This window comes from Hydrogenophaga sp., assembly GCF_011390835.1.
Taxonomy (GTDB): Bacteria; Pseudomonadota; Gammaproteobacteria; order Burkholderiales; family Burkholderiaceae_C; genus Hydrogenophaga.
The window spans coordinates 83,994-100,915 of sequence record NZ_JAABRQ010000008.1 but is presented as its reverse complement, the minus strand read 5'-3'; the positions used below and the strand labels follow the sequence as shown (position 1 = coordinate 100,915).

Sequence of the window (16,922 nt, the reverse complement as noted above, 5' to 3'; positions counted from 1 at the left end):
ATGATGTTGTCAAGAACCGCCGATCATCTTTTCTGGATGTCCCGCTACACCGAACGCGCCGAAAACACCGCGCGCTTGCTGGATGTGAACTACGACACCTCGCTCATGCCGCAGTCCAGCCACGAAGCCCAGGCTGGCTGGGAAGGCCTGCTGCGCATCAGCGAGCTCATGCCCGCTTACAAGGAAAAATACGGCGCTGAAATCGTTGCGGCTAACGTGCTCGATTTCATGGTGCGCGACGAGCGTAACCCCTCCAGCATTGCCTCGTGCCTGCGCGGCGCACGCGAAAACGCACGCGCCGTGCGCGGCACGCTCACCACCGAATTCTGGGAGACGCAAAACCAGACCTGGCTAGAGCTTTCTCGCATGCTCAAAGGCAATGCCTTCGAGCGCGATCCGAGCCAGTTCTTCGAATGGGTCAAGTTCCGCTCGCACCTGTCGCGCGGGGTGGCTATCGGCACCATGTTGCGCGACGAGGCTTTCCACTTCTACCGCATGGGCACCTTTCTGGAGCGCGCCGACAACACCGCGCGCCTGCTCGACGTGAAATACCACGCGGCGTACCAGGACCACACCAGTGATGCGGCTGCGATGGAAGAAGATTTCGACTTCTATCAGTGGAGTGCCATCCTGCGTAGCGTGAGCGCATTCGAGGTCTACCGCAAGGTCTACCGCGATGTGATCACGCCGCTGAAAGTGGCCGAACTGCTGGTGTTGAACCCGGCCATGCCGCGCAGCATGGCCACTTGCATCAACGAGGTGGTCGACCGCCTTGGCATCGTCGCCAACGACATGTCCGGGGAGACCCAGCGCCGCGCAGGCAAGCTCAAGGCCGAACTGCAGTACGCGCGCATCGATGAAATCCTCGCCACAGGTCTGCATGCCTACCTCACCCAGTTTCTCGACCGCGTCAACGAGCTGGGCATGAGCATCAGCAAAGACTTCCTAGTGCCAACCAATTGATGCAAACTGGCGGTTTGCGCGGCCAGGGCACTGGGCAGCGGCCCGGCGGGTGTGATCAGGCTCTAGATTGACCCGGGAACTCCGCCGTTGCGCTCGGATGCGCGGATGGAGTTTGATTGCCGCGCAGCCCGATCGAGGCTGCGCTCAGGTCGGAGGAACCCAGGCCAGCCTGGCGAGGTGGTGTCGGTCGACATGTGCCAGGGTGAGCAGCTTCCTGCTGGCTTCCAGGACATCCACCCCAACGCCACGCTGGTTTAGATGCCGCCAAGGAGCGACTGGCGCGGCGCTCAGGAATGGATGTAGCTCTCCAGCTGCTCGATGGTGGACTGCTGGTCGGCAATGATGGCGTCGAGGATGTCGCGGATCGACAGCATGCCGACCAGGCGCTCGCCGTCCACCACCGGCAGGTGCCGAATCTTCTTTGAGCTCATCAGCGCCATGCATTCCCTGGCGCGCGAGTTAGGCTTCACCACCAGCACCTCACGGGTCATGATGTCGGCCACCCGAGCTTCTCGCGAGTTCTTGCCTTCCAGCGCGATCTTGCGGGTGTAGTCACGCTCTGACACGACTCCGACCAACTTGTCGCCTTCCACCACCGGCAGCGCACCCACGCCGTGTTTGGCCAGAATTTGCAGGGCTTCGAACACCGACGCATCGGGCGACACGGTGCACAGCGGTGAGTTTCTGGCAGATAGCAGTTCGGCAACGGACTTCATGGCGGTGTCTCCTGGATGGCGAGGTGAATGTGTGCGCGCTCGCATGAGCGTACCGTGATTGTGATGCGTCTGCTCATCACAATCGGATCGTAGGGATTGGGGCTCTGGTCACCCGGCGCCAGTGTCCGCTGCAGTGGCCGTCAGGGAAAGCGTTGCCATCACGCCGAACCTCTGGTGCATGTTGTCTAGCGTCTCAGCATACGAAGCAGCACAGCTTCTCGAGTGTTCAGGGGCCCAACACCCGCGTGCAGCTGGGGTCGGTCTTCGCCCGCTCATGTGCGCATCGGTGGACGCAGTGTCCAAGGTCAGGGGTTTTCGCCAGTGGACCAGGGTGGTACGGTGCCTCTCCGTCCCGACGTTCCACCTCTGCAGGAGACACGACATGTCCGACCAACCCGGCGCTGGTGCGCCCACCTCCCCGCAAGAATCCCCAGACCAGGCGCCGCTCATGGACCAGCACGCCATCAAGGGCGCTCTGGAGTTCCTGGGCAAAGGCTATGAAGGCTGGGCCCACTACGCCGATCCACGCAGCGTGCTCAAACCCCTGTTTGATCTCTCTGACCTCAGCGTGGTCGAGGTGCAGGAGGCTCCCAGCTTTGACGAAACGCTGATCTACGGTGAAACGCGCAGCAGCTACTTCAACCAGCTATCAGCCAAGATCTCGCTGTCCGGCGCCTACGAAGGTTTTTCGGGAGAGGTCTCGGGCGCATTCAGCAACGACGTGCTCAACAACAGCAGCAACGTCTACGCGACCAACAAGGCGGTACAGGCCTACCACCGGCTCAGCCTCAAGGACACCGCCGCCCTGCTGCCCGAAACCGCCGAGGCGATCGCCAGCGCCGAGTCCGAGCACCTGTTCAAGACCTACGGCACCCACTACCTGCGCTCGGTGCTCATCGGTGCCCGCGTGTTCTTCTCCAGCTACGTCAACACCACCCAGGTCACCCAGAATTTCCAGATGAGCGCGGCGGTGAAGGCGTCTTACCTGGAGCTGATCAAAGGGGAAGCGTCCAATGGCGCGGTGAGCAAGGACGACCTCAACCAGGTCTCGGGCAACCGCCACATTCGCGTGATGGGAGGTGACCCGGCCAAGGCCAACGCCATCATGGACGCCAAGGGCAATGCCGCCGAGCACTACCGGCAATGGGCCGAGAGCGTGCCAGACTTCGTGTCCATCGCCGACTTTGGACGCGGCGGCCTGGTGCCCATTTATGAGCTGGCCGCCACACCTGAGCGCCGCGCCGAGCTGGAGCTAGCCTGGGGACCCTACATGCTGGCGCAGACCAATCCGCTGCTGCTCGAGGACCCGGCGCCGCCGCCCTCACCGGTGGTCGTCAGGAAGAATGCGCGCGTCAAACTGCGCAACGCCGACGACCGCTGCATCGCCGCTTCGGAATCGGCTACGCGCTATTACTACGCCAAGATGGGCAACAAGGCGATCACGCTTTTGCTCGATGGCGAAAACCGCCCATTGACGCACGGCAGTTCGCTCAGCATCAAGACCACGGAAGTCTGGAAAGGCAAGTGGAAGGCGCGCACCTTTCTCGGCGCGTTTGGCAACGCACACCAGCTGTACTACTGGGACGACTACGGCTCCAAGACCAACTGGATCGTTGAAAAACCCAAGGGCCGACCTGGCGAAACCATTCACTACGGGGACGCGGTGTGGATCCGCAACGAGGCCTACGCCGACCAGTACCTCTGCACCGACAAAGACAACTACCTCAGCACCGACAAGACCAAACGCCAGACCTGGACGTTCGAGCCCGGGGGCTAGCGTTGGTGTCGCTCACAGCCAGGCGGCACCCGATACCGGATTGGTCTGGATGGTGAACTCCGGCGTGCCACCCAGCACAAACGCACCCAGCACCACGCTCAGCAGGGTGATGAACAGGCTGGCCCAGAACGCGGTCCAGAAACCCTCGACCTTGAAACCCTCCACCAGCTTGGCCACCAGCAACAACATCAGCGCGTTGATCACCAGCAGGAACAGGCCGAACGTCAACACCGTCAGCGGCAGCGTCAGCAGAACCAGCAGGGGACGCACCACCGCGTTGGCCAGCCCGAGCAACAGGGCTGCGACCACCAGCGCCCCCGTGCTGCTGAAACGGATGCCTTTGAACATATGGCTGGCCACCCAGAGTGACAGGGCGGTGATGCCCCAGTGGAGCAGGAACGGAGTGAGGTTGGCCAGCATGTCGGGGTACCTTGAGGATGGGTGAGGGGTGATGGGTCGGCGAGACGCGGCGCGCGCAGACGGGCGTCAGTTTGATCTGATCTTACGAGGCGAAGGGCCTGGCTTCACCCTCGGGCAGGTGCCAGCGCGGCGTTGACCGCGCCTGTGTCAAGGTGGGTGAAGACCGTGTTGTGCCGGTCGGTGAGCGGTCCGCCACCGGGCACGAGCGCGCCATCGGCGTCAAAACCCACCGCCTTGAACTTCCACACCGTACCCACCCGCTTGAGGTTGCCGACCAGCAGGCCGTCGGCCCCCTGCACACGCACCACGCCATCATTGACCGGGACAAGTGACCAATTGGCGGATGCCGCGGACGGCTCATGGCTCAAGGTTGTCATAGTGCCAGTGTGTCAGATCGCCGCGCAGGTCCTGCTGCTTTCACGTTCACAGGTCGAAGCTCGTGGTCCGCTCGGGCAGCACACTCAAATCCAGCGGGCGCACCGCGCCCATCCAGATCGCGCGGTCGCGGTGGTCGATCAGGTCCTGCCCGGTGAGCGGGTGGATGAACACCACCAGGCCCGCGCGGTGCAGCGCCAGCCAAGGCAGCACATCGGCGAACAGCGCCGCCTTGAAGGCCAGCTGGCAGCTCCAGTCCTGGTGAGGTCCGACCGGCTTTTCGTGCACCCGGCCCAGCTTCAGCTGAAACTTCGCGGCTGCGGCTTCGCAGAGCACGCGGGCCTGCGCCACCGTATCGGCGTTGAAATACACATGGGCGTGGTAGCCGTGGATGACGGGGTCTGGGGCTGTGGTCTGGTACATGGGTGCCATGGTGCCAGCCTGGCGCTGCCGAGGGTGTGCCGGTGGTCGGTTCTTCGCCACCTAGCCCACCGCATACAGTCCTTGCATGTTCTCAACCGTCCACTGCCCGCTGCTATGCCTTCCATTGTGATGAACCACGCCGTTGCGCGACAGCGCGCCGAGCGTCTGGCGGCGAGCTCCAAACCGTACGTGGCGCGCGGCGCGGGTGGCGGGCGCTGCGCCGGTTGCCGGCTGGTGGCCAGTCATTGCCTGTGCGACCTGCGTCCGTCGGTCACGATCCGCGCCGGCGTGTGCCTGATCATGGGCGACATCGAGTCACTCAAACCCAGCAACACCGGCTGGCTGGTGGCCGATCTGGTGGCGCACACCTGGGCCTTCGGCTGGTCGCGCACTGCAGTTGATCCGGGCCTGATCGCGCTGCTCGCCGATCCGCAATGGCAGCCCTGGCTGGTCTTTCCTGGCGAGTTCGCCGATCCGGCGCGTGTGGTGAACGCGCTGCCAGTGGCCGAAGCGCCGCGCTCCGGTGTAGCGACCAGCGTCCGCCGCCCGCTCTTCGTGCTGCTCGACGGCACCTGGTCCGAAGCGCGCAAGATGTTCCGCAAAAGCCCGTACCTCGACGCGCTGCCGGTGCTCAGCCTGCAGCCCGGACAAAGCTCCAACTACCGCCTGCGCCGCTCCACGCGGGACGACCATTTCTGCACGTCCGAAGTGGCCGCGCTCTGCCTGGCCATGGCCGGCGAAACACACGCCGCCGACACCCTGGCCGCGTACCTTGACGTCTTCACCACCCACTATCTCAGCGCCAAGCGCAGTCTGCCCCTGGACCGCGACAGCGAGGCGCACCAGCGGCTGCTGGCCTTGAACAATTTGCCTGGTTGAACCACGGCGCGCCAGCCAGCTGCACCCAACGGCTGGAGTTTGCCCTGCGAGGGCGAGGTCCCCGCCAACCCTCAGTCTTCTTCGATCGCCCGGGCTTGCACCTCGATCACGCCGTCAAAAAGGTCGATGGCGGTCGCGGCAACCTGGGCGGTGTCGTAGTAAGCGTAGGCGCCCACGCCGACCGCGCCCACGATGGGCAGCCAGCGGGCCACGCCTTTCCCCAGCGCGCGCTGGGCCATCCGGGCGCCAATGCGCCGGGTGAGTGTCCGGATCAGCAGCGGCGACGCGCGGCGCACGAAGGTGCGCTGGCCCACGCGCACCACCAGATCGCGAACGCCGTCGGCCGCGGTGTGCTGGAACAGGCAGTACACCACCTGCTCGGGCGTGAGTTTGGCGTGCTGGCCGTACAGCGCCGCGATGTCGGCCACCATCTGCTTCTGGATCTTCCACACGCCCATCATCTCCGGCAGGATGGTCAGCCAGCCCGCGGGCCCCACCGGCAGGGCGAGGGTGCCGGCGGCCAGTGCAGCCTTGGACGCCGCAGCATTCGCCTTTTTGCGCGCCGCGTCCAGCGGTGCTTTGTGCTTGCGCTCTTTCGACGCCGGGATCTTGCCCACGAAGGGCAGCAAGGCCTGCTCGAAAAGCGTTGGGCCGTTCGGTTCGTTGGCGTTGGTCTGGCTTGATTTCTTGGGCATCGTGCGTTCTTGTATCGGTGTGGGGCGTCCGTTCATACCCGCAGGCGGGCGAAGGGCGCCAGATCGCTTCGAGGCTACCCCGAAACCTCCGCCTCGACCAGCAGCGCCAGCAACTGCAGCGACTGCTGCCAGCCCAGGTAGCAGGCCTCGGTCGGGATCATGGCGGGCATGCCTTGCTGCACCACCGTGAGCTCGGTCCCCACGGACATGGCCTTCAAGGTGACCGTGGTGCGCATTTCGCCCGGTAGGTTGGTGTCGTCGAACACATCGGTGTGCACGATGCGTTTATTGGGCACCAGCTCCAGGTATTCACCGCCAAAGGCGTGGACCTGTCCGTTGGCCAGGTTGGTGAACTGCATGCGGTAGCGACCACCCACGCGCGCGTCCATCGCCAGCACCCGGCCGGTGAAGCCATGCGGCGGCAGCCATTTGGCCATGGCGTCGGGGTCCAGGAAGGTGCGGTAGACGCGCTCGGGCGCTGCGCTGAACATGCGGTGCAGGTTGACGGTGCCGGTGGTCATGGGATGGCTCCTTTCGGTCGTGCGATGCAGGGCATCTGCCTCACCGGGCAAATGGTACCCAGCCACGCGGCCCAACGGGTGCCGTGTCCCAGCGAGCGATGCGCTGCACTGGCGCGCCGCTACGCGGGGTCGAAAATCATGGCGGTGTAGGATGGAAAGCTTCTCAACACGACCCAGGTGATGAGGTCATGAAATCTGAAACATCCCGGTTGCCCGCCGTGCTCGCGGCATTGGCAGTGCTCGCTGCCATCGCTTACTTTGGCTGGCCCTACCTGCAACGTTCGCTGGCGCCTGCGCCAGTAACGCCAACCGTCGCAGTGGCGCCTGCGCCGCTGGACGTGCCGCCCACTGCGCCGCTCGCGCCGGTGGTGCCCGAGCCCCCCGCGATCGAGCACCCGATCGAGCCAGCCGCCGCCGAGCCGGCACCCGAGGCCCCCCCGCTGCCCGCGTTGGCCGACGCCGACCCGCTGGTTCGCGAGAAGTTGTCGGGCTTGCTCAGCCGCAAGGACATGCTCACCTTCCTGCAACTCGATGGTTTCGTGCGGCGCGTGGTGGCCACGGTGGACAACCTGGAGCGCTCGCACGCGCCCGCCATTGTCTGGCCCGTCAACCCCACACCCGAGCGCTTCACCACGCTGCGCCGTGCCGACGGCGTAGAAACCATCCACCCCGACAACAGCCGGCGCTATCGGCCGCTGGTGCAGATGATCGAATCGGTGGACACTGCTCGCGCCGTGGCCGTGTACCGCACGCTCTATCCGCTGTTTCAGCAGGCCTACGAAGGGCTGGGCTTCCCAGGTAGTTATTTCAACGACCGCCTGGTGAAGGTGCTGGATCACCTAATTTCCACGCCGGTACCCGCAGGGCCCCTGGCCGTCACCCTGGTGGAAGTGAAGGGCACGGTGCCCTCGCTGCGGCCCTGGGTGCGCTACGAATACGCGGACCCGGCCTACGAATCCATGTCGGCGGGGCGCAAGATGCTGCTGCGCGTCGGCGCCGACAACCAGCGCCGTTTGCAGGCCAAGCTGAAAGACATTCGCCAGCGCGTGGCCCGGCGTTGATGGCAACCGGCCGGGCACAGGTCCGGTGCTAAGCTGCCTGGCATGGCTCTGGCGCCCTCGATTCCCGCCTCCTCGCTTTCGCCCGCACCGCGTCTGATCTGCTTCAACGAGCCCTACGTCGTGCTGAGCCAGTTCACCGCCGAGGGCCGCTGGCGCGGGCTCAAGGACTCCATCGACGTGCCCGGTGTTTGCGTGGCCGGCCAGCTCGAACCTTGCACCATGTGGGGCTGATGCCGGCCGACCACGACCATGCCCCAGAAGAAGATCCTGCTCACCGGCTTCGACGCCTTCGGCGGAGCATCACTCAACCCGAGCTGGCTGGCCGTGCAAGCGCTGCGCGGCCGTCAGATCGTCGGGCACCGGGTGGTGGCGGCGCAGTTGCCGACCATGTTCGGTGAAGCGCTCAGCCGCTTGGAAGACTTGATAAAGCAGCACCGACCGGCACTGGTGGTCTGCGTCGGGCAGGCTGGTGGTCGCAGTGCGATTTCGCTGGAGCGCGTGGCGATCAACGTGAACGACGCGCCGCTGGCCGATAACGCTGGCGCGCAGCCCATCGACACGCCGGTGGTGCAGGGCGGTCCATTGGCGTATTTCAGCAGCCTGCCCATCAAGGCCATGCTGGCCACGCTGCAGCGCGAAGGCATTGCCGCCGAAGTGTCACAGACCGCGGGCACCTTTGTCTGTAACCACATCTTCTATGGACTCATGCACCAGCTCGCCACGCGCCGAGCGCTGCGCCACACGCGCGGCGGCTTCGTACACGTGCCCTGGCTGCCCGAGCAGGGCGCGCCCAGCATGGCGCTGGATGAGATGGTGCGCGGGCTCTCGCTCGCCCTGCGCTGCGCGCTTGTGACGGAGCTGGACGCTTCGCTGGGCGCGGGTGCCTCGCACTAGCCACCCTTATCACAGCGCGCCAGTCGGTGCTAGTCAAGCAGCGCCTGCTAAACCGCGGCAGGGCGCTGCCAGTGCTCGCCTGCAGCCCGGGCTCGCAACGCATACGATGCAGGGCCGGCTGCGCGCGCTTTGCGCTGCGCGTTCCTCACCTGTGACATCCAATAAGCTCACCTACCCATGACCGACAAGACCCCCTACACCCCGCCTACCGTCTGGACCTGGGATCAGGCCAGCGGCGGCAAGTTTGCCAACATCAACCGCCCCATCGCGGGCCCCACGAGCGACAGGGCGCTGCCTGTGGGTAAACACCCTTTGCAGCTCTATTCGCTGGCCACGCCCAACGGCGTGAAGGTCACGATCATGCTGGAAGAGCTGCTCGCCCTGGGCCACACCGGTGCCGAGTACGACGGCTGGCTCATCAAGATCAACGAAGGTGACCAGTTCTCCAGCGGCTTCGTCGAGGTCAACCCCAACTCCAAAATCCCGGCTCTGCTCGACCGCAGCACAGAGCCGCCCACGCGCGTTTTTGAATCCGGCTCGATCCTGGTTTACCTGGCCGAGAAGTTCGGCGCCTTCCTGCCCCAGCAAGGTGCGCAGCGCACCGAAGTGATGAACTGGCTGTTCTGGCAGATGGGTTCCGCACCGTATTTGGGCGGCGGTTTCGGTCACTTTTATGCCTACGCGCCTGAAAAGTTCGAATACCCCATCAACCGCTTCGCCATGGAAGTCAAGCGCCAGCTCGATGTGCTCAACCGCAACCTGGACGGGCGCACCTACATGGCCGGCGACGAATACACCATCGCCGACATCGCCATCTACCCCTGGTATGGCGCGCTGGTCGAAGGCAAGCTGTACAGCGCAGGTGAATTCCTTTCGGTGCACGAGTACACCCACGTGCAGCGCTGGGCCGCCGCCATCGCAGCCCGTCCAGCGGTCGCTCGCGGGCGAAGCATCAACCGCGTGTGGGGCGACGAAGCGGAGCAGGTGCCCGAGCGCCACTGAGTGAGGGGTTCGGCGAGCACCGCCCGAAACCTGAGAGTCCGATCCCGCGCTGGTTGAACCCGCAAACAGCGCCGGGTTCAGGGCGCTGTTGCACCGTTGGCGCCAGGATCTAGGAGCCTATCCTGAGCGGATTCCTCCAACTCTGGCATGCCACATGACCACCCTGCAACACGAAGCCGACCCGCGCACCCAGCTCACGGGCAACAACAAGTTCGAATTGATGCTGTTCCGCCTCGGAGAGGCGCAGGGGACAGACCGGCGGGAGCTGTTCGGCATCAATGTCTTCAAGGTGCGCGAAATCCTGGTCATGCCCAAGATCACGGCGATGGCCAGCGCCCCAGCCCACGTGCTCGGTGTGGCCAACATCCGCGGCCAGATCATCCCGGTGATCGACCTGCCCGCTGTCGTCGGCTGTGTTCCCAAGCGCGGGCTCACCATCCTCATGGTCACCGAATACGCCCGCACCACCCAGGCCTTTGCCGTGGAAGAGGTGGACGAAATCGTGCAGCTGGAGTGGAGCAATGTGCTGGCCGCTGAAGGCCATGGCGGGAATCTGGTCACCAGCATCGCCAAGCTGGACAGCGATACCGACCAGTCACGTCTGGTCCAGGTGCTCGATGTCGAGCAGATCCTGCGCAATGTCATGCCGGCATCAGAGGAGACCATCTCGCCGCAGTCGGTTGGCGCCGCGGTGAACCTGCCGGAGGGCTCCATCATCCTTGCGGCGGACGACTCGCCGGTGGCGCGCATGATGATCGAACAGGGGCTGACCGCCATGGGCACGCCCTACATCATGACTAAGACCGGCCTGGAGGCCTGGGAGCACCTGCACACCCTGGAAGCCGCGGCCCATGCCGAGGGCAAGACCGTGCAGGACAAGGTGGCGCTGGTGCTGAGCGATCTGGAAATGCCGGTGATGGACGGTTTTACGCTCACGCGCAACATCAAGCAGGACCCGCGCTTCAAGTCGATCCCGGTGGTGATCCATTCCTCGCTCACCGGTACTGCCAACGAAGCCCATGTGAGATCCGTCGGAGCCGACGCCTACGTGGCCAAATTCGTGGCCTCCGAGCTGGCCGCTACCATCCGTGGCGTGCTCAGGCAGTGAGCGCGGCTCGCCAACCCTGTCTCACACCCGTGCTGGCTGGCCTAGTCGCCACCCGAGTCGCCTGACGAGCCACCGGCTTTCTGCCCTGGGTCAACCTCAGGCCTGCCACACCCCAAACCCCGCCGAACGCAGGTCGATGCCGACCTCGATCTCCTTGTCCACCGCGGCTTCGTAGGCCATGGGGTTGAAGCCCTCGTACAAGTCGGGCAGCAGGCGCAAACCATATTTCTGCGCATAAGCGTTGGCCTGGATACCGGCCTTGTGTTTGTCGAAGCGCACGTCCGGGTCCAGCCCTGTCATGCCCACGTACACGCAGGGCTTGCCTTCGATGTAGCCCGGGTTGTTCTTGCGAAAGCGGGCTTCGAGCAGCACGTCTTTGTGCAGCTCGATCACATAAACGTGGTGGTGGAGGCGTGGGCGGCGGGGCATGCGGAATTCGTGGGAGTCTGCCCCCCATGGTACGGAGGCCATCGCCGATCGACGGCCACGATCAGCCCAGCAGGTTGCTCCATTTGCCGATGTTGAACACCTGCTGGTAGCCGTTTTTCTTCAGCACCATCTTGGCCATGCCGCTGCGTGTGCCGCTGGCGCAGCACAGCACCACCGGCGCCGTGGTGGGGATCTCATTGAGCCGGGAGCCCAGCTCCTGCAGCGGAATATTGACCGAGCCCGGCGCGCTGCCGCCCGCGAACTCTGCCGCGGACCGCACATCCACCAGCGTGGCGCCGTTTTTCACAAGCTCTGGCAGCAGGGCCTTGACCCTGCGGGCGTTCCACCACTTGTACCCAAACCACAGCGCCAAAGCCATGAGTGGCCAGTACTGCTGAGCGAAACCTGAGATATCCATACAACTCCTTGCGGTGGCGAAATCGTGTCACAGCGGTCAACCCGCATGAAAATACACGGTGGAGTATCTATCAAGCGGGGTGGTCTGGAATCTGGCTCCCAGAACACCCACCCGAAGGCCAAGGGGCTGTGACCGAACCGGCTGCCGCCCCGGCACCGTGGTGGCCTTGATTTTTCTGCCAGGCGCGCACGGCACCGCCTCATCTGTGTGCGGTATCGAACAGACAGCCGGCTGTATCCACAAGGTCTGAATAGATATAAAAGAGAAGCGGCTTGACGTGGGTGATCCCGCGACAGCAGCCAACCGGGAGGAGCGCCATTTGAACCAGCCTGACCCACACCAGAACCACTTGCTGGAGTCGCTGCCCGACGCCGAGTGGCAGCGTTGGCTGCCCCAGCTGGAACTGGTCGACCTCCCATTGGGCAAGGTGCTGTACGAGTCCGGCGCTCCATTGTCATTCGTGTACTTCCCCACCAACGCCATCGTCTCGCTGGTCTATGTGCTGGAAGACGGCTCATCCTCGGAGATCGCGATGGTGGGTTCTGAGGGGGTGGTCGGCGTCTCCATCTTCATGGGCGGGGGCTCCACGCCGAGCCGTGCGGTGGTGCAGAACGCAGGCATCGGATACCGGGTGAGCGCCGCCTTTGTGAAGGCCGAGTTCGAGCGTTCCAGCCCGGTCATGCACCTGATGCTGCGCTACACGCAAGCCTTGCTCACGCAAATGAGCCAGACAGCGGTGTGCAACCGTCACCATGCGCTGGACCAGCATCTCTGCCATTGGCTGCTGCTCAGCCTCGATCGCATGCCGGAGAACGAACTGGTGATGACGCAGGAGCTGATCGCCATTATGCTGGGCGTGCGCCGCGAAAGCGTCACCGCAGCCTCACGCAAGTTGCAGGAGCTCGGCCTCATCCGCTATTCGCGTGGCCGGATCTCGGTGCTGGACCGCCCGGGCCTGGAGCGCCGCGCCTGCGAGTGCTACCGCGTGGTGAAAAGCGAATACGACCGCCTGCTGCCTGAGATGGAAGCGATCTGAACCCCCCCGACTGCCCATCTCATCGATCCGATTTGAAAAATCGGCTCTGTTGGTCTAAGGTGGAAGCGTCAGGCGACCCATCTGCTCGTCCTCGCTCCGCGCTGTCGAGCCGGGGGTTGTCAGGCTCTTTTTGACGCTTCTGAAAGGAGAACGACATGGGACTACTGGACAAGTTTTTCGGCAGCAAGGTCGACTATCCACCGCTGCCGCCCGGCAACGAGGCGCTGGTCAAACTCGATGAAGTCAAGGCGCCGCTGGAGGAGCTGGCGCACAAGGTGTCTGACCACCTGGAAGTGGTGCCGGCTGAGCATGAAGCCTTTGTCTTCCTCGGCAAGCCGCCCACGAAATTCGGCATTGCCTGGATCCATGATGGCAAGGTCACCGGCCTCAAGGAATTCGCCGAAGAACATTACCTGTCGCAAATCGAAGTCGGCAAGCTGATCGTCCGGCTCGGCGAGGCCTACCAGCATGCCAGTGAAGCCCCGCGCTACTCGGCCGAATTCGGCGGCAAGCAGATGGTGGTCATTCCGTCGAAAGCGCTGGAGCAGGAAGTGCACCAGATCATGTCGGACACGCTGCACTGAGTGCGGCATCGGCAGGGCGAACGGAAGCCTGACCTCGAACACGTTGCCTAGACGGGGCTTGCTTCATTTTCTTCGTGGCTTTCGTTGGCTTCCAGCGTGACCGCTGCCCGCTGGCGAGGCAGGTAATCCGTGTACTCACGCTGCATGAAATCGAGCAGGCCCTCGCGCACTTCGCAGCGCAGATCCCAGCCCGCTGGTGCCGTCGCTGATGTCACCAGGCAACGCAGCTGCATCGCATGCGGGCCGGCCTCCGTCACCTGAATCATCGCCAGGCGCTTGTCCCAGTGCTCGGATGCTTCGCAGATGCGTTGCAGTTCGGCGCGCAGTGGCGCCAGTGGCATGCGGTAGTCCACCCACAGAAATACCGTACCGATCAGGTCCGAACTGTTCCGGGTCCAGTTCTGGAACGGCTTCTCGATCCAGCAGTGCAAAGGCACGATCAGGCGCCGCTGGTCCCAGATGCGAACCACCACATAGGTGCCCGTGATCTCTTCAATGACACCCCACTCGTTCTCGATCACGACCACATCGTCCAGGCGGATGGGCTGGCTCAGCCCGATCTGCAGGCCCGCAATCAGATTGCCCAGCACGGGGCGCGCAGCGAAGCCCGCCACGATGCCCATCACCCCGGCCGACGCCAGCAGGCTGGCACCAATCTGGCGCGCCGCCGGAAATGTCATCAGCATCAGTGCCAGCCCGATCAGCACCACCATGCCCTGAAGCGTCCGCGCCAGCACGCGCGTCTGCGTCTGCACCCGGCGGGCCTCCAGGTTGTCTGCCGCACCGGTCGGGTTGGTCTTGATCACCCCTTGCGCCGTGCCCCGAATGGCGCTGGACACCAGCCAGGTGAGGCAGGCGATCAGCAGCAAGGCCATCAACCGATGAACGCCCGATAACCCCACGGCGTCTTCGGGCGCACCCTGCAGCACCAGGGTGACAAACAGCGCCGGCAGCGACCACTTCGCTGGCGCGCGGATGCAGGCCGCCACACTGGCGGCAACCGGCGCGTCGCGCGTGGCTCGCCGCACCACGCGCTCGCCCAGATGGAAGATGACCATGGCAGCGAGCACGCCACCCACCATGCTGCCGAGCACGGGCAGCCAGACAACAAGCGCGGGCGGAAACCAGAGTGGATAGTCCATAGAGGCAGCCTACCGCATGCGCGGGCAGGCGTCAGGAAGGGCATTCCAAAAACCGGGCTCAGGGCTCGCGTTGGCCTTGATCGCGCTCAAATCCGCAGCGAAGGCATCAGCAAGGCTCAGAAGCGGTAGGCGTAGCCCACCCGAACCCCTGCCACCGAGCTGCGGTCGACCAGCGGGCTGTTCTTGATCGCCGAGCCCAGCGCGGTGACGTGCAGGTCCATGAAAACCGACTGCTGCGCATCCAGGCCATAAATGGCGCGCAGGCCCAGCTCGGTGTTCGTGGTCGCTTTGCCGGCATAGGCCGCGCGCCCCGCCGTGGCCTCGCCGCTCCTCACGCCAAAGTAATAGTCCACATAGTCGCTGTCTTGCCAGACCAGCGCCACCCGTGGCGCCAGCACCAGACGGCCATAGCTCAGCGGCTTTTCCGCCACCAGCCTCACCTGCTGCCCGCCGCTGTGGCTGGCGGCATCAGCCAGCCACTCGGCGGAGAGCTGCCCCAGCGTGTGCTGCCAGCTGGCTCGTGCGCCCAGCCAGATGCTGCTCTTGCGCTCGGCCATGCCGGCGAGCGTGGCCGAGTCCGAGGCCTCGTAGCCCGCGTCTTCGTAGCGCGCGCGCAGAGTGAAAGACAGCGCACCGGAGGACGGCAGCTTGAGGTCGAGCACAGGCCCCGCCCAGCGCACGTACTGGTTTTCAAAGGCCACCAGAGGCAGCAGGCGGCGGTTGTCATCTGCTCCCTGGTAGGGCGAGGTCTCGGTGCTGGCCAAAACCCCGAGCGACCAGCTGGACGCAGCGTTCTCGGCGGGGCGCTGCTGCGCCCAGGTGGCGGGTGTCATCACCAAGGCCGCGGCGCAGATCAGCGCGGCGCGAAAAGAAAGGGCGGAGGGAGATGCGTGTTGGTTCGGGTGGTTGGGCATGGGGTTGAACTTGAGTGGCGTGGTGTCCGATCCTATGGCCAAACCAGAGGGCTTGGCCGCTTGGGCGCTTCTCGCCCAGGTTTATACCGAACGTGGCGTGGCTTGTTGCTTCGCGATCGCCTCAGATCGAAAAGCAGTCTCTGGCGCCGGTTCAACCAGCACCTCGCTTCGATCCTTGGCTCAGGGAAACCGGAGTCTGAACCCAAATCTCGGCAGCTCCGATCAGGCGAATTTCCGCCGCATGGCCTTGACGAAGTCATTGGAAAAATGAGCCACCATCGCCCGCAAAGGCGAGCGATCAAGTTCCGGAGGCTGGCCCGCGCCCAGCCGCGTGATCTGGTGGTAATACCAGCCCGCCTGGGCCTGGTTGTTCAGCGCGCGCAGGCTGGATGAACTGCTGTTGGGTCCCCAGAACCCCCTGCCCAGCACCAGACGGTCTTCATCCACCGCCAGCGGCTTTTCGGAGCCAGCGAGCAGGCGTCGAGGAAAATCGGGCTCCACACAAAACGGGCGCGCAAGGCCAATCAGATCGGTATCGCCGCTGGCCAGCGCCGCTTCCATGCCCGCCAGGGTGCGAAAACCACCCGTGACCATGATGGGCATGGTGGCCACGGCCTTGATCGCCGCTGCGTACTTCAGGAACATGGCTTCGCGCTCGCGCGTGCTGTCGCGCACCTCGGTTTGGGGTTTGAAGAATTCCAGCTGTTCGTAGGTACCGCCAGAGACTTCCAGCAAGTCAATACCAGCTTCGCCCAGCCACTTCACCACCTGCAGACATTCATCCAGCGTGAAGCCGCCTTTGACGAAATCGGATGAATTGAGCTTGACCGCAATGGGGTAAGACGGCCCCACGGAGGCGCGCACAGCGGCCACCACCTCCAGCAGCAGGCGGGCGCGGTTTTCCAGCGATCCGCCCCAGCCGTCGGTCCGCAAATTGGTGCGCGGCGAGAGGAACTGCGACAGCAGGTAGCCGTGCGCAGCGTGAACCTCCACGCCGTCGAGTCCCGCCTCTTTCATCCAGCCTGCGGTGGCGGCAAAGCGGCGGATCACGTCTTGGATATCGGCTTCGGCCGCCGCGCGCGGGCGGCCAAAGTTGCCGATGATGTCCAGCTGCACCGCCGAAGGCGCGATGGGCGTCAAGTTGGCCAGCCGGGGGCATTGCCGCCCTGGGTGGCTGATCTGCGCCCACAACGTGCTGCCGCCCGCGTGGGTGGCATCGGCCCATTCGCGCATGGGCGCCACGATGGCCGCGTCCTCCGCCACCACGTTGCCAGCGCGCTCCAGGTAGCGCCGGTCCACCATGATGTTGCCGGTCAGCAGCATGGCTGCCGCCCCTTCGGCCCAGGTGCGGTAGAGCCGCTGGTGCGCCGCAGTGGGCCGGTCCCGGGGGTCGGCCAGCCCCTCGGTCATGGCCGCCTTGCTGATTCGGTTGGCCAAAGTGTGGCCGCAAGGCAGGGTCAGAGGGGTTTCAATCATGGGGTTCGAGGGCTCGGGTGGGTGCGCTGGGCAGGCCCATTGTGGGGCTAGGGATTCAGCGCGAACTTGCCACCGTCAAACACGGGAGG

At 64.6% G+C, this 16,922-nt stretch carries 20 protein-coding genes and 1 pseudogene; 10 read left to right on the top strand and 11 right to left on the bottom strand.

All coding sequences use genetic code 11. From position 1 onward, the window contains the following. Nucleotides 1-3: 3 nt before the first annotated feature. The gene (locus GPT34_RS06980; RefSeq protein ID WP_291010553.1) at nucleotides 4-963 is read left to right on the top strand and encodes an alpha-E domain-containing protein; all 960 of its coding nucleotides are present in this window, start codon (nucleotides 4-6) and stop codon (nucleotides 961-963) included. A 287-nt stretch (nucleotides 964-1,250) separates the two neighbouring features. Here the strand turns inward: GPT34_RS06980 and GPT34_RS06975 are convergent, their stop codons facing one another. Beyond that, entirely contained in the window at nucleotides 1,251-1,679 is a 429-nt protein-coding gene (locus tag GPT34_RS06975; protein WP_291010537.1) for a CBS domain-containing protein, read from the bottom strand. 382 nt (nucleotides 1,680-2,061) lie between these two features. Between GPT34_RS06975 and GPT34_RS06970 the strand changes: the two genes are divergently transcribed. Next, nucleotides 2,062-3,456, top strand: a complete 1,395-nt coding sequence (locus tag GPT34_RS06970) for an MAC/perforin domain-containing protein (RefSeq protein ID WP_291010536.1) — start codon at nucleotides 2,062-2,064, stop codon at nucleotides 3,454-3,456. Between the two features lie 12 nt (nucleotides 3,457-3,468). Here the strand turns inward: GPT34_RS06970 and GPT34_RS06965 are convergent, their stop codons facing one another. From GPT34_RS06965 to GPT34_RS06955, 3 genes are all read right to left on the bottom strand, one after another. Then, nucleotides 3,469-3,876 carry a phage holin family protein gene (locus GPT34_RS06965; RefSeq protein ID WP_291010535.1) on the bottom strand — a complete coding sequence of 136 codons (408 nt, stop codon included), beginning with the start codon at nucleotides 3,874-3,876 and terminating at the stop codon, nucleotides 3,469-3,471. A 104-nt stretch (nucleotides 3,877-3,980) separates the two neighbouring features. Next, nucleotides 3,981-4,253: a hypothetical protein gene (locus tag GPT34_RS06960; protein ID WP_291010534.1), complete on the bottom strand. Its 273-nt coding sequence runs from the start codon at nucleotides 4,251-4,253 to the stop codon at nucleotides 3,981-3,983. Nucleotides 4,254-4,299: 46 nt separating this feature from the next. Then, a complete protein-coding gene (locus GPT34_RS06955) occupies nucleotides 4,300-4,674 on the bottom strand; it encodes a DOPA 4,5-dioxygenase family protein (RefSeq protein ID WP_291010533.1) in 375 nt (124 codons plus the stop codon). A gap of 129 nt (nucleotides 4,675-4,803) precedes the next feature. Between GPT34_RS06955 and GPT34_RS06950 the strand changes: the two genes are divergently transcribed. Then, nucleotides 4,804-5,553 carry a tRNA-uridine aminocarboxypropyltransferase gene (locus GPT34_RS06950; protein WP_291010552.1) on the top strand — a complete coding sequence of 250 codons (750 nt, stop codon included), beginning with the start codon at nucleotides 4,804-4,806 and terminating at the stop codon, nucleotides 5,551-5,553. A 71-nt stretch (nucleotides 5,554-5,624) separates the two neighbouring features. Here the strand turns inward: GPT34_RS06950 and GPT34_RS06945 are convergent, their stop codons facing one another. Together GPT34_RS06945 and GPT34_RS06940 are read right to left on the bottom strand one after the other, a co-directional pair. Next, a complete protein-coding gene (locus GPT34_RS06945; RefSeq protein ID WP_291010532.1) occupies nucleotides 5,625-6,248 on the bottom strand; it encodes a hypothetical protein in 624 nt (207 codons plus the stop codon). Between the two features lie 74 nt (nucleotides 6,249-6,322). Then, nucleotides 6,323-6,769: an SRPBCC family protein gene (locus GPT34_RS06940; RefSeq protein WP_291010531.1), complete on the bottom strand. Its 447-nt coding sequence runs from the start codon at nucleotides 6,767-6,769 to the stop codon at nucleotides 6,323-6,325. Nucleotides 6,770-6,957: 188 nt separating this feature from the next. On the opposite strand from GPT34_RS06940, the gene GPT34_RS06935 reads away from it, so the two are divergent. From GPT34_RS06935 to GPT34_RS06915, 5 genes and pseudogenes are all read left to right on the top strand, one after another. Beyond that, on the top strand, nucleotides 6,958-7,830 hold the full coding sequence (locus tag GPT34_RS06935) for a DUF3014 domain-containing protein (RefSeq protein ID WP_291010530.1): 873 nt from the start codon (nucleotides 6,958-6,960) through the stop codon (nucleotides 7,828-7,830). Nucleotides 7,831-7,872: 42 nt separating this feature from the next. Next, nucleotides 7,873-8,040, top strand: a pseudogene (locus GPT34_RS06930) (pseudouridine synthase); the annotation flags it as partial. Between the two features lie 39 nt (nucleotides 8,041-8,079). Continuing rightward, nucleotides 8,080-8,724 (top strand): pyroglutamyl-peptidase I, encoded by a 645-nt coding sequence (gene pcp, locus GPT34_RS06925; protein ID WP_291010529.1) that lies wholly within the window; start codon nucleotides 8,080-8,082, stop codon nucleotides 8,722-8,724. Between the two features lie 177 nt (nucleotides 8,725-8,901). Continuing rightward, nucleotides 8,902-9,726: a glutathione-dependent disulfide-bond oxidoreductase gene (yghU, locus tag GPT34_RS06920; RefSeq protein ID WP_291010528.1), complete on the top strand. Its 825-nt coding sequence runs from the start codon at nucleotides 8,902-8,904 to the stop codon at nucleotides 9,724-9,726. 154 nt (nucleotides 9,727-9,880) lie between these two features. Further along, nucleotides 9,881-10,834: a chemotaxis protein gene (locus tag GPT34_RS06915; RefSeq protein ID WP_291010527.1), complete on the top strand. Its 954-nt coding sequence runs from the start codon at nucleotides 9,881-9,883 to the stop codon at nucleotides 10,832-10,834. Between the two features lie 96 nt (nucleotides 10,835-10,930). On the opposite strand, the gene GPT34_RS06910 is transcribed toward GPT34_RS06915, so the two are convergent. Beyond that, on the bottom strand, nucleotides 10,931-11,263 hold the full coding sequence (locus GPT34_RS06910; RefSeq protein WP_291010526.1) for a hypothetical protein: 333 nt from the start codon (nucleotides 11,261-11,263) through the stop codon (nucleotides 10,931-10,933). A gap of 61 nt (nucleotides 11,264-11,324) precedes the next feature. Further along, the gene (locus GPT34_RS06905; RefSeq protein ID WP_291010525.1) at nucleotides 11,325-11,681 is read right to left on the bottom strand and encodes a rhodanese-like domain-containing protein; all 357 of its coding nucleotides are present in this window, start codon (nucleotides 11,679-11,681) and stop codon (nucleotides 11,325-11,327) included. 319 nt (nucleotides 11,682-12,000) lie between these two features. On the opposite strand from GPT34_RS06905, the gene GPT34_RS06900 reads away from it, so the two are divergent. Next, nucleotides 12,001-12,717, top strand: coding sequence for a Crp/Fnr family transcriptional regulator (locus tag GPT34_RS06900; protein ID WP_291010524.1), 717 nt, complete (start codon nucleotides 12,001-12,003; stop codon nucleotides 12,715-12,717). A gap of 155 nt (nucleotides 12,718-12,872) precedes the next feature. Next, nucleotides 12,873-13,301 (top strand): hypothetical protein, encoded by a 429-nt coding sequence (locus GPT34_RS06895; RefSeq protein ID WP_291010523.1) that lies wholly within the window; start codon nucleotides 12,873-12,875, stop codon nucleotides 13,299-13,301. 47 nt (nucleotides 13,302-13,348) lie between these two features. On the opposite strand, the gene GPT34_RS06890 is transcribed toward GPT34_RS06895, so the two are convergent. The 3 genes from GPT34_RS06890 to GPT34_RS06880 all read right to left on the bottom strand — a co-directional run bounded on the left by GPT34_RS06890 (nucleotide 13,349) and on the right by GPT34_RS06880 (nucleotide 16,833). After that, nucleotides 13,349-14,443 carry a mechanosensitive ion channel family protein gene (locus GPT34_RS06890; RefSeq protein ID WP_291010522.1) on the bottom strand — a complete coding sequence of 365 codons (1,095 nt, stop codon included), beginning with the start codon at nucleotides 14,441-14,443 and terminating at the stop codon, nucleotides 13,349-13,351. A 116-nt stretch (nucleotides 14,444-14,559) separates the two neighbouring features. Next, a complete protein-coding gene (locus GPT34_RS06885) occupies nucleotides 14,560-15,357 on the bottom strand; it encodes a MipA/OmpV family protein (RefSeq protein ID WP_291010521.1) in 798 nt (265 codons plus the stop codon). 222 nt (nucleotides 15,358-15,579) lie between these two features. After that, entirely contained in the window at nucleotides 15,580-16,833 is a 1,254-nt protein-coding gene (locus tag GPT34_RS06880) for an NADH:flavin oxidoreductase/NADH oxidase family protein (protein WP_291010520.1), read from the bottom strand. Between the last annotated feature and the right edge of the window lie 89 nt (nucleotides 16,834-16,922).

Bases quoted from the DNA above. Each gene is read 5' to 3' on its own strand.
- GPT34_RS06880 (WP_291010520.1), bottom strand. From the start codon at position 16,833: ATGATTGAAACCCCTCTGACCCTGCCTTGCGGCCACACTTTGGCCAAC.
- GPT34_RS06950 (WP_291010552.1), top strand. From the start codon at position 4,804: ATGAACCACGCCGTTGCGCGACAGCGCGCCGAGCGTCTGGCGGCGAGC.
- GPT34_RS06905 (WP_291010525.1), bottom strand. From the start codon at position 11,681: ATGGATATCTCAGGTTTCGCTCAGCAGTACTGGCCACTCATGGCTTTG.
- GPT34_RS06895 (WP_291010523.1), top strand. From the start codon at position 12,873: ATGGGACTACTGGACAAGTTTTTCGGCAGCAAGGTCGACTATCCACCG.
- GPT34_RS06910 (WP_291010526.1), bottom strand. From the start codon at position 11,263: ATGCCCCGCCGCCCACGCCTCCACCACCACGTTTATGTGATCGAGCTG.
- GPT34_RS06975 (WP_291010537.1), bottom strand. From the start codon at position 1,679: ATGAAGTCCGTTGCCGAACTGCTATCTGCCAGAAACTCACCGCTGTGC.
- GPT34_RS06935 (WP_291010530.1), top strand. From the start codon at position 6,958: ATGAAATCTGAAACATCCCGGTTGCCCGCCGTGCTCGCGGCATTGGCA.
- pcp (WP_291010529.1), top strand. From the start codon at position 8,080: ATGCCCCAGAAGAAGATCCTGCTCACCGGCTTCGACGCCTTCGGCGGA.
- GPT34_RS06945 (WP_291010532.1), bottom strand. From the start codon at position 6,248: ATGCCCAAGAAATCAAGCCAGACCAACGCCAACGAACCGAACGGCCCA.
- yghU (WP_291010528.1), top strand. From the start codon at position 8,902: ATGACCGACAAGACCCCCTACACCCCGCCTACCGTCTGGACCTGGGAT.
- GPT34_RS06955 (WP_291010533.1), bottom strand. From the start codon at position 4,674: ATGTACCAGACCACAGCCCCAGACCCCGTCATCCACGGCTACCACGCC.
- GPT34_RS06960 (WP_291010534.1), bottom strand. From the start codon at position 4,253: ATGACAACCTTGAGCCATGAGCCGTCCGCGGCATCCGCCAATTGGTCA.
- GPT34_RS06970 (WP_291010536.1), top strand. From the start codon at position 2,062: ATGTCCGACCAACCCGGCGCTGGTGCGCCCACCTCCCCGCAAGAATCC.
- GPT34_RS06980 (WP_291010553.1), top strand. From the start codon at position 4: ATGTTGTCAAGAACCGCCGATCATCTTTTCTGGATGTCCCGCTACACC.
- GPT34_RS06965 (WP_291010535.1), bottom strand. From the start codon at position 3,876: ATGCTGGCCAACCTCACTCCGTTCCTGCTCCACTGGGGCATCACCGCC.
- GPT34_RS06940 (WP_291010531.1), bottom strand. From the start codon at position 6,769: ATGACCACCGGCACCGTCAACCTGCACCGCATGTTCAGCGCAGCGCCC.
- GPT34_RS06885 (WP_291010521.1), bottom strand. From the start codon at position 15,357: ATGCCCAACCACCCGAACCAACACGCATCTCCCTCCGCCCTTTCTTTT.
- GPT34_RS06890 (WP_291010522.1), bottom strand. From the start codon at position 14,443: ATGGACTATCCACTCTGGTTTCCGCCCGCGCTTGTTGTCTGGCTGCCC.
- GPT34_RS06915 (WP_291010527.1), top strand. From the start codon at position 9,881: ATGACCACCCTGCAACACGAAGCCGACCCGCGCACCCAGCTCACGGGC.